Below are 9,560 nucleotides of genomic sequence, written 5' to 3'. Positions count from 1 at the left end.
GTGCCGCGCTGACCGGCGCCGGCAACGCTTCGCCGTCGATCAGCTTGACCAGCATCGCGGTCGCTTCGGAAATCCCGCCGCTGTAGTCGCCGGCGCGGAAGCGCGGCACCAGGTACTCCTGGATGATGCGATTGGCGGTGGCGTCGGGAATCGCGCCTTCCAGGCCATAGCCGGGCTGGATGCGCACGCGCCGGTCGTCCTTGGCCACCACCAGCAGCACGCCGTCGTCCACGCCCTTGCGGCCGAGCTTCCACTGGTCGAACACGCGCTGGGTGTATTGCTCGATGCTCTCGGGCGCGGTGCTGGGTACCACCAGCACCTGCAGTTGGCTGCCCTTGCGCTGCTGCAACTGCACCGCCTGCCGGTCCAGCTCCAGGCGCTGGTTCGGTGTCAGCGTGCCGGTGGTGTCGACCACCGGCGCATCCAGCGGCGGAATCGACGCCTCGGTCTGCGCCCAGGCCAGCCAGGGCAGCAGCGCCAGCAGCAGCACCAGCCAGACGCAGACGTGTCGACGGCCGGCCGCAGCGCGGGTGCCACCGCACGACGTCGCTGCGGCGGCGCGCTCAGCCTCGGAGGTGAAACGCACGGTCGGGCCGGCCTGCAGCGACGCTTACTGCGCCGGTGCCGGCTGCTGCGGCTGCTGCGGCGCGGACGCCGGCTGACCACCGAAGTTCACCGCCGGCGCCTCGGAAATCTGCGCCTCGTTCTCCACAGAGAAGTTGGGCTTCTCCTTGTAGCCGAACATCTTGGCGGTGAGCACCTGCGGGAAGGACAGGATGTAGGTGTTGTAGTCCTGCACCGCCTGGATGTAGCGGCCGCGCGCCACGGTGATGCGGTTTTCGGTGCCTTCCAGCTGCGCCTGCAGATCGCGGAAGGCCTGGTCGGACTTGAGGTTCGGATAGTTCTCGCTGACCACCAGCAACCGCGACAGCGCGCTGGACAGCTGGCCCTGTGCCTGCTGGAACTGCTGCAACGAGGCGGCGTCGTCGGCGTTGACCTGCACCTGGCCGACGCGGGCGCGGGCGTTGGTCACGTCGGTCAACACCTGCCGCTCCTGGTCCGCATAGCCCTTGACCGTGTTGACCAGGTTCGGCACCAGGTCGGCGCGGCGCTTGTACTGGTTCAGCACTTCCGACCAGCCGGCCTTGACCGCCTGGTCCTTCTGCTGGATCGCGTTGTAGCCGCAGCCGGACAGCAACACCGCCAGCGCGGCCAGAAACAGGGAGCGGGACAACAGGCGCATGCGAGGACTCCGGCGGATGACTGCGCGCAGCTTGCCACGCCGCCGGTGAAAACGCAGCCGACCTCAGCGGTGGCTCACCACTTCCCCGCGCCGGGCACCTGGTGCGCGGCGGCGCGGCGGCGCATCAGCAGGTTCAGCCACTCCACCAGCACCGAGAAGCCCATCGCCGCGTAGATGTACGGCTTGGGCACGTGCACGTCCAGGCCGTCCAGGATCAGCACCACGCCGATCATCAGGATGAAGGCCAGCGCCAGCATCTTCACCGTCGGGTTGGCGTCGATGAAGCGGCCCAGCGGATTGGCCGCCAGCAGCATCACCGCCACCGCCAGCAGCACCGCGGCGATCATCACCGGGATGTGCTGGGCCATGCCCACCGCGGTGATCACCGAATCCAGCGAGAACACGATGTCGATCACCGCGATCTGCGCGATCACCATCCAGAACACGCCCGAGGCCTTGCTGGTGGTGGGGTCTTCGTCTTCGCCGCCGGTGATCAGCTCGCGGATCTCCATCGTGCCCTTCACCAGCAGGAACAGGCCGCCGACGATCAGCACCAGGTCGCGGATCGAGATGCCCATGCCGGCGACGCTGAACAGCTCGCCCTGCATGCGCGCCAGGAACGCCAGCGACACCAGCAGCGCGATGCGGGTCAGGCACGCCACCGCGATGCCGAACTTGCGCGCGGCCGGGCGCTGCGCTTCCGGCAGTTTGCCCACCGCGATGGAGATGAACACCAGGTTGTCGATGCCCAGCACGATCTCCAACGCACTCAGCGTCAACAGCGTCAGCCAGGTGTTGGGGTCGGCGAGAAACTCGAGGGCCATGGCGTCGGATCCTTTAACGGAAGAAGAAACGGGCGGCGATCACAGCAGGCGCGGCAGCAGGATCAGGCCCCAGCACAGCACCACGTTGGCCAGCATCACGAAGACCGCGGCCGAGCCCATGTCCTTGGCGCGCCCAGCCAGTTCGTGATGCTCGGGGCCGTAGCGTTCGATCACCGCTTCGATCGCCGAATTGAGCAGTTCCACCGCCAGCACCAGCAGCAGCGAGCCGATCATCAGCACCTGCTGCACCGGCCCCTGCCCCAGCCACAGCGCCAGCGGCGCCAGGATCAGGAACAGGCACACCTCCAGACGGAACGAGGACTCGTGCAGCCAGGCCGCGCGCAGCCCCTGCCACGACCAGCGTGCCGCCATCAGCATGCGGCGCGGCCCGCGCGGCAGATGCCCGAACTGGTCGGCCACGGCTCAGCCCCGCCCCAGGGAACGGGGACGCGACGACGACGGCCGGAAGGAATCGGTCATGGGCAAGGCGCAGCGGGATAGGCGGCAATTTTGCCACAAGCCCCGGGGCACCGCCGGCATCGCCGCGGATTTGCCTGCATGTCGTGCCTGCGGCACCATCGCCGATCCCCTTGCTTCGAGGAGGCGTCATGCCCCGTTCGCCGCTGCGCGCACCGCTGCTCGCCCTGAGTCTGTTCAGCCTGTCCCTGCTGGGCCTGTCGCCGGCGCTGGCGCTCACCCCACCCCCGCCGCCCAGCGTGCCCGACCAGGTCTCCAATGCCGCCTGGGAAGAGGACATGGCGCGTTTCGCCAAGGACGATGCCGCGCATCCGGTCAAACCCGGTGGCGTGCTGTTCGTCGGCAGTTCCTCGATCCGCTTCTGGACCTCGCTGGCCACGGATTTTCCGGGCGTGCAGACGCTCAACCGCGGCTTCGGCGGCTCGGAGATCCGCGACAGCACCTGGTATGCCGACCGCATCGTGGTGCCGTACAAGCCGCGCCTGATCGTGTTCTACGCCGGCGACAACGACCTCAACAGCGGCCGCAGCCCGCAGCAGGTGCGCGACGACTTCGTGGCCTTCGTGACCCGCGTGCACCGCGACCTGCCCAAGACCCGCATCGTCTATCTGTCGATCAAGCCCAGCCCCTCGCGCGCGGCGCTGATGCCGAAGATGGCCGAGGCCAACGCGCTGATCCGCAAGGCCGCCGCGGGCCTGAAGCAGGTGCAGTTCGTCGACGTGTACACGCCGATGCTGGGTGCCGACGGGCAGCCGCGCGCCGAGCTGTTCGGACCGGACAAGTTGCACATGAACGCGGCCGGCTACGCGCTGTGGCGCGACACCCTGCGTCCTTACCTGAAGGATTGAACCGTGACGCGCCCGCGCCGCCGTGCGCGGGCGCTCACGTGACCGGCGGGAACCGCACGGTCGCAAGAATGCCGCCGCCCTCGGCGCTCTCCAGGGCCACCTGCCAACCGAAACGGTCGCACAGCCGGCGCACGATCGACAGGCCCAGCCCGGTGCCTTGCGGGCGCTCCGGCTCGGCACGGAAGAACGGCTCGAAGGCGTGCCGCAAAGCGTCCTCGGACATGCCGATGCCGGTGTCGCGGATGCGGATGCGGTCGGCCTCGACCTCGACCTCGATGCGCCCGGCGTCAGTGTAGCTGCAGGCGTTGCGCAGCAGGTTGCTGACCACCACGTGCAGCACGCGCGGCGGCGCATGCAGTGTCGCCGAGGCCAGCACGCGCACGCTCAGGGTCACCGGCTTGCCCACCAGCAGCTCGCGCGCGTTCTCGGCCTCGTACTCGACCACGTCGGCGATCTCGAAGAGTTCGCTCTGCGGCACCACGTCCGCTTCCCGCGCCAGGATGAGGAAGGCGTCGATCACCGCCTCCATGTCGCGGCCGGCGCGCTGGATGCGCTGCAGGCTGCGGTGCAGGCGCGGCGGCAGTTCCTGCTCGGTCATGGCGATGTCGGTGGCGACGCGGATCACCGTCAGCGGGGTGCGCAGCTCGTGGCTGGCATCGCGGGTGAAGTTGCGTTCGCGGGCGACGTGGTCGGTGACGCGCAGGGCCAGCGCATGCAGCGCGGCAGCCAGTTGCCGCGCCTCGCCCTGTACGTCGGCCGGCAGGTTTTCCGGGGCCAGTTCGGCGGCGGCTGGATGCCGCGGATCCCAGCGCGAGACCCGCCGCGCCAGCCAGTTCATCGGCGACAGCAAGCGCCGCGACACCCGCCAGGTCAGCCAGGCCACCACCAGCACCGCGATCAGGGTGAGCAACGTCGGCACCACGCCGAACCAGAACGCCAGCCGCTGCGCCGGTGCGCGCAAAAACACCAGGTACAGGCGCCCGCTCTCGGTCTGGTCGACCAGCACCATCTCGCCGCCGGGGCGATCCTCGTGCAGACCGGGCGCCAACCCGCGCAGGTCGGCAGGCACCGCCGCATCGGATTGCCCGGCCGGCACCAGATAACCGCGCAGGCTGTGGCTGTTGGGCGGCGGTTGCTGCGGCAGCTGCGCGCGCAGGCGCCAGTAGTAGCGCGCCTCCTGCTTCAGGATCGAGCCGACCAGCGAGTGCTGCACGATCGCGACCACCAGATAACTGGCAAGCGTGACCACACAGCCCGCAAACACGATGCGGGCGATCAGGGCGAGGCGAAGTTTGCGCGGCAACCCGTGCGGCATACGGCATCCGTGATCGTTGCCGCGATTATAGGAAGGCCGATCGTGAGCCTTTCGTGCAAGCGGCCCCGTTCACCGGGGCCGCTGCGGGGTCCACGATCGGGCGTTGCCTCAGCTCATCGGCTGGGCGATGTCGGCGATGCGGTAGCCGGCGCTCTGCACGGTGTGCAGCAGCGGGCGGTCGAACGGCTTGTCGATGATCTTGCGCAGGTTGTACAGGTGGCTGCGCAGGGTGTCCGAGTCCGGCAGGCCGTTGCCCCAGATCTCGCGCTCGATCTCCTGGCGGGTGACCACGCGCGGCGATTCGCGCATCAGGATGGTCAGCAGACGCAGGCCGATCGGCGACAGCTGCAACTCGGTGCCGGCGCGGGTGGCACGCATGCTCACCGGATCCAGCACCAGGTCGGCCACCTTCAGCACTTCCGAGCCGACCTGGCGGCGCTCGCGGCGGATCAGCGCGCGCAGGCGGGCTTCCAGTTCCTGGATCGCGAACGGCTTGGTCAGGTAATCGTCGGCACCGAAGCCCAGGCCGGTGAGCTTGTCGTCGAGCGTGTCGCGCGCGGTCAGCATCAGCACCGGGGTCGACTTGCGCGCGTCGTTGCGCAGGCGGCGGCACACTTCGATGCCGTCCAGACGCGGCAGCATCAGGTCCAGCACGACCACGTCGTAGCTGTTCTCCGCCGCCAGGCGGTAGCCGTCCAGGCCGTCGCAGGCGTAATCCACTTCGAACCCGCGGCCTTCCAGGTACTCGCCGATCATCTCGGAAATATTGCGGTTGTCTTCCACGACCAGCACGAGCCCGGATGTTTCCTTGGTCTGACGCATAACGCTTCCTCAGTCTTCAGCTTTGTGAAACATGCCGGATGGGCGGTGGTGGCAGCGTGAAGGCCGCTTCATCTGCCTGAGCAACAAAAAAACTACTGCGCGATCAATGGCTTGAGCTGAGGCCAGACATTGTCCAGCACCTTGGGCTGGGCCGCCGCGGTGGGGTGCAGGCCATCGCCCTGCATCAGCGACGGGTTCAGCGCCACGCCCTCCAGCAGGAACGGCAGCAGGCCGGTCCGGTACTGCCTGGCCAGGTCCGCATAGACCGCACGCAGGCGCTGCCGGTAGCCCGGGCCGTAGTTCGGCGGCACGTCGATGCCCAGCAACAGCACCTTCGCGCCGGCGTCACGGCTGAGCACGATCATCTTCTCCAGGTTGCCGCGCAGTTCGGCCGGGCTCAGCCCGCGCAACGCGTCGTTGCCGCCCAGTTCGATGACCACCACCGACGGCCGGTGCTTCTGCAGCAGCGCCGGCAGGCGGGTCAGCGCGCCGGAGGAGGTCTCGCCGCTGATGCTGGCATTGACCACCGCCGGTGGCGCCCGCATCTGTTGCTGCAGGCGCTTGTCCAGCAAAGCCACCCAGCCGGACTGCACCGGAATGTTGTGCGCCGCGCTGAGGCTGTCGCCGAGTACCAGCACCGGCCCCGTCGCACCTTTGGCACAGGCGATGGCGGGCAGCAGTACCCACCATGCCAGCAGCAGCCAGGCGCTGCGCATCCAGGCCCGCTTGCTTCTCGTCTCGTCGCCACGCATTGGAGATTCCCTCATCGACAGTCAGGCCCCCACGCTTCGCGCCAGCATCGCCATCGACGTACGCGATGTCGGCAAATCCGTCAGCGGACCGGAGGGTACGGTCCACATTCTCGACAAGGTCGGATTGACCATCGGTGAAGGCGACAGCGTCGCCATCGTCGGCGCCTCCGGCTCCGGCAAGACCACCCTGCTCGGCCTGCTGGCCGGCCTCGACCTGCCCACGCGCGGCGAGATCGTGCTGGCCGGGCAGTCGCTCAACGCATTGGACGAGGAAGCGCGCGCCGCGCTGCGCGCGCGCGAGGTCGGCTTCGTCTTCCAGAGCTTTCACCTGCTGCCGTCGCTGACCGCGGCGGAAAACATCGCGCTGCCGCTGGAGTTGGCCGGACGCGAGGATCCGGCGCGGGTGCGCGAGGTGCTGGAGGCGGTCGGGCTGAGCGCGCGGGCGCGGCACTACCCGCGGCAACTGTCCGGCGGCGAGCAGCAGCGCGTGGCGCTGGCACGCGCGTTCGTGGCGCGGCCGCGCATCCTGTTCGCCGACGAGCCCACCGGCAGCCTCGACCAGGCCACCGGGCAACAGATCAGCGACCTGCTGTTCGCGCTCAACGAAGGCAGCGACACCACCCTGGTGCTGGTCACCCACGACATGCGCCTGGCGCAGCGCTGCGAACACCGCTACCGGCTCGACGGCGGCCGCCTGCGCGCCGCCGACGCGGTGGATGCCGCATGAACGTACTGCGCCATGCCGCGCGCGCACTGCGCCGCGAGCTGTTCGCCGGCGATCTGCTGACCGTGTTCGCCGCGCTGGTGCTGGGCGTGGCGGTGATGACCGCGGTCGGCACCCTGGTCGACCGGGTGACCCTGGCGCTGACCGGCAGCGCCGCCGAGGTGATCGGCGGCGATCTCGGCGTCAGCGGGCGCCAGGACATCCCCGCCGCCTTCGCCGAGGAAGCGCAGCGGCGCGGGCTGCGCAGTACGCGCATGGTCAGTTTCCCCAGCGTGCTGTTCCATGGCGACGCCAGCCAGATGGCCAACATCAAGGCGGTGGGCGCGGGCTACCCGCTGCGCGGCGCGTTGCTGGTCGCGCGCGACACCGTCGGCGCCGGCAGCGAACGCGCCGGTCCGCCGCCGCGCGGCGAAGCCTATGCCGATCCGCGCCTGCTCGAAGCGCTGGGGCTGAAGCTCGGCGATGCGCTGGAGTTCGGCGCCGGCACGCTGCGCGTGACCCGGGTGCTGCGCGCCGAACCGGATGCCTCCGGCGAGCTGATGCAGTTGTCGCCGCCGCTGCTGGTCAACCGCGCCGACGTCGATGCCGCCGGCCTGCTCGGCCCCGGTAGCCGCGCTTCCTATCGACTGATGTTCGCCGGTGCGCCCGGCGAGATCGCCGCCCTGCGCGAATGGCTGGCGCCACGCGCCAAGGCCTACCGCCTGGTCGGCATCGAGGACACCCAGCGCGGCGTGCGTGGCGCCTTCGACCGCGCCGGGCGCTTCCTGGCGCTGGCCGCGTTGCTGGCGGTGCTGCTGGCCGGCGTCGCCACCGCGCTGGCCGCCAATCGCTTCGCCCTGCGCCGCATCGACCAGGTCGCGGTCTTGCGTTGCCTGGGCGCGCGCCAGCGCGACATTCTCGGTGCGCTGGCGGTGCAGTTGCTGCTGCTGGCGATCCCCGCCTGCGCGCTCGGCGTGGGCCTGGGCATGCTGGCCCAGGTCGGCCTGGTCGAAGCGCTGGGCAGCCTGATTCCCGACCGCCTGCCGCTGCCGCAGGCGACCCCGGCCCTGGCCGGCGCCGGCATCGGCCTGTTGCTGCTGCTCGGCTTCGGCCTGCCGCCGCTGCTGCGCCTGCGCGACGTCCCGCCGATGCGCGTGCTCAACCGCAGCTTCGCCGCGCTGCCGCCGACCTCGCTGCTGGTCTACGCCGCCGCCCTGGCCGCCACCGTGGTGCTGGCGGTCTACGCCACCGGCGACGGCGTGCTGGCGGCCTGGGTGCTGGGCGGCCTGACCCTGCTGGCGGCGCTGGCCGCGGCGGTCGGCGGCGTGCTGCTGGCGGTGCTGCGGCGACTGCAGGGACAGCTGCGCGGGCCTTGGAAACTGGGCCTGGCGGCGCTGACCCGGCGCCGCGCACTGAGCGTGGTGCAACTGGTGGGTCTGTCGCTGTCGCTGTGCGCGCTGCTGTTGCTGGCGGTGATCGGCCCCGGCCTGCTCGGGCAGTGGCGCGACCGGCTGCCGGCGGACACGCCCAACTACTTCCTGATGAACATCCAGCCCGATCAGGCCGAGCAGGTGCTCGGCACCTTGCGCACGCTCGGTGTCGCCGATGCGGCGGTCGAGCCGTTCAGCACTGGCAAGCTGGTGGCGATCAACGGCAAGCCGCCGCAGCGCCGCGAGCAGGGTCCGGAGGACGATGGCGACGGCAGCGACCGGCCGATCAACTTCTCCTGGCGGCACGAGTTCCCCGCGGCCAACCGGCTGCTGTCCGGACGCTTCTGGGCCGCCGACAGCACCGCCGCCGAGGCCTCGGTGGAGGAAGGCTGGGCGCAGCGTTACGGGCTCAAGCTCGGCGACCGCATCACCCTGCTGCTCGGCGACCAGCAGCGCAGTTTCACCGTCACCAATGTGCGCAAGGCCGACTGGGATTCGTTCCGGGTCAACTTCTTCCTGCTGCTCAACGCTGGCGCGGTGCAGGACGCGCCGTACAACCTGATTTCCGCTTTCCACCTGCCGCGCGCCTCGGCCGCGCAACTGAGCGGGCTCAGCCGCGCCTATCCGAACGTGTCGCTGCTGGACATCGACGCGATCCTGCAGCGGGTGCGCGAGGTCATCGACCGCGTCGCCCAGGCAGTGCAACTGGTGATGGGCTTCAGCCTGCTGGCCGGCGCACTGGTGTTGCTGGCTGCCTTGCAGGCCACCGCCGGCGAGCGCCGCTACGACAGCGCGGTGCTGCGCACCCTGGGCGCGCGGCGCGGGCAGTTGCGCGGCGCGGTGCTGGTGGAGTTCGGCGCGCTCGGCCTGCTCGCCGCGATCCTCGCGGTCGGCGCGGCGGCGATCATCGGCGTGGTGGTGGCCAGGCAGGCCTTCGACCTCGCGCTGTCGCCGCCGTGGCCGGCGCTGCTGCTCGGCGGCCTCGGTGGCGTGGCGCTGAGCCTGCTAGCCGGCTGGTCCGGCACCCGCCGCATCCTGCGCACGCCGCCGGCGCTGGCACTGCGCGAGCAGTGAAGGAGCCGGGAGTGGGGAATCGGGAGTGGGGATTGGAGGAGCGCGACATGTGATGCTGTCGCCGCCGGCGCT

The 9,560-nt window shown here is 70.2% G+C and carries 10 protein-coding genes; 3 read left to right on the top strand and 7 right to left on the bottom strand.

From position 1 onward, the window contains the following. From CEK69_RS03950 to CEK69_RS03935, 4 genes are all read right to left on the bottom strand, one after another. The coding region (locus CEK69_RS03950) for a TPM domain-containing protein (RefSeq protein WP_193313887.1) at positions 1–493 on the bottom strand (493 nt) is incomplete at its 3' end. Between the two features lie 117 nt (positions 494–610). After that, entirely contained in the window at positions 611–1,243 is a 633-nt protein-coding gene (locus CEK69_RS03945) for a LemA family protein (RefSeq protein WP_019799748.1), read from the bottom strand. 74 nt (positions 1,244–1,317) lie between these two features. Continuing rightward, positions 1,318–2,067: a TerC family protein gene (locus CEK69_RS03940; protein WP_010342213.1), complete on the bottom strand. Its 750-nt coding sequence runs from the start codon at positions 2,065–2,067 to the stop codon at positions 1,318–1,320. Between the two features lie 39 nt (positions 2,068–2,106). Beyond that, positions 2,107–2,487, bottom strand: a complete 381-nt coding sequence (locus tag CEK69_RS03935; protein ID WP_010342212.1) for a diacylglycerol kinase — start codon at positions 2,485–2,487, stop codon at positions 2,107–2,109. A gap of 188 nt (positions 2,488–2,675) precedes the next feature. Here CEK69_RS03935 and CEK69_RS03930 point away from each other — a divergent pair, with 188 nt between their 5' ends. Further along, positions 2,676–3,392, top strand: coding sequence for an SGNH/GDSL hydrolase family protein (locus tag CEK69_RS03930; protein WP_152243969.1), 717 nt, complete (start codon positions 2,676–2,678; stop codon positions 3,390–3,392). A 34-nt stretch (positions 3,393–3,426) separates the two neighbouring features. On the opposite strand, the gene CEK69_RS03925 is transcribed toward CEK69_RS03930, so the two are convergent. The 3 genes from CEK69_RS03925 to CEK69_RS03915 form a co-directional block, all read right to left on the bottom strand. Then, positions 3,427–4,707 carry a HAMP domain-containing sensor histidine kinase gene (locus tag CEK69_RS03925; RefSeq protein WP_152243967.1) on the bottom strand — a complete coding sequence of 427 codons (1,281 nt, stop codon included), beginning with the start codon at positions 4,705–4,707 and terminating at the stop codon, positions 3,427–3,429. 108 nt (positions 4,708–4,815) lie between these two features. Beyond that, positions 4,816–5,529 (bottom strand): response regulator transcription factor, encoded by a 714-nt coding sequence (locus CEK69_RS03920; protein WP_003481607.1) that lies wholly within the window; start codon positions 5,527–5,529, stop codon positions 4,816–4,818. A 92-nt stretch (positions 5,530–5,621) separates the two neighbouring features. Then, entirely contained in the window at positions 5,622–6,281 is a 660-nt protein-coding gene (locus tag CEK69_RS03915) for an arylesterase (RefSeq protein ID WP_152243965.1), read from the bottom strand. Positions 6,282–6,405: 124 nt separating this feature from the next. Between CEK69_RS03915 and CEK69_RS03910 the strand changes: the two genes are divergently transcribed. Further along, positions 6,406–7,008 (top strand): ATP-binding cassette domain-containing protein, encoded by a 603-nt coding sequence (locus CEK69_RS03910; RefSeq protein WP_152243963.1) that lies wholly within the window; start codon positions 6,406–6,408, stop codon positions 7,006–7,008. After that, on the top strand, positions 7,005–9,488 hold the full coding sequence (locus tag CEK69_RS03905; RefSeq protein ID WP_152243961.1) for an FtsX-like permease family protein: 2,484 nt from the start codon (positions 7,005–7,007) through the stop codon (positions 9,486–9,488). The genes CEK69_RS03910 and CEK69_RS03905 overlap by 4 nt, the downstream gene beginning before the upstream one ends. The last annotated feature ends 72 nt before the right edge of the window (positions 9,489–9,560 follow it).

The sequence above is a fragment of the Xanthomonas sp. LMG 12462 genome (assembly GCF_009192885.1).
Taxonomy (GTDB): Bacteria; Pseudomonadota; Gammaproteobacteria; order Xanthomonadales; family Xanthomonadaceae; genus Xanthomonas_A; species Xanthomonas_A sontii.
The sequence above is the reverse complement of the archived record's forward strand: the minus strand, read 5'-3'. Positions and strand labels throughout refer to the sequence as shown.

What these genes read in the sequence shown, in the direction of transcription:
- CEK69_RS03925 (WP_152243967.1), bottom strand. Translation starts at nt 4,707, where the DNA reads ATGCCGCACGGGTTGCCGCGCAAACTTCGCCTCGCCCTGATCGCCCGC.
- CEK69_RS03940 (WP_010342213.1), bottom strand. Translation starts at nt 2,067, where the DNA reads ATGGCCCTCGAGTTTCTCGCCGACCCCAACACCTGGCTGACGCTGTTG.
- CEK69_RS03920 (WP_003481607.1), bottom strand. Translation starts at nt 5,529, where the DNA reads ATGCGTCAGACCAAGGAAACATCCGGGCTCGTGCTGGTCGTGGAAGAC.
- CEK69_RS03915 (WP_152243965.1), bottom strand. Translation starts at nt 6,281, where the DNA reads ATGCGTGGCGACGAGACGAGAAGCAAGCGGGCCTGGATGCGCAGCGCC.
- CEK69_RS03905 (WP_152243961.1), top strand. Translation starts at nt 7,005, where the DNA reads ATGAACGTACTGCGCCATGCCGCGCGCGCACTGCGCCGCGAGCTGTTC.
- CEK69_RS03930 (WP_152243969.1), top strand. Translation starts at nt 2,676, where the DNA reads ATGCCCCGTTCGCCGCTGCGCGCACCGCTGCTCGCCCTGAGTCTGTTC.
- CEK69_RS03945 (WP_019799748.1), bottom strand. Translation starts at nt 1,243, where the DNA reads ATGCGCCTGTTGTCCCGCTCCCTGTTTCTGGCCGCGCTGGCGGTGTTG.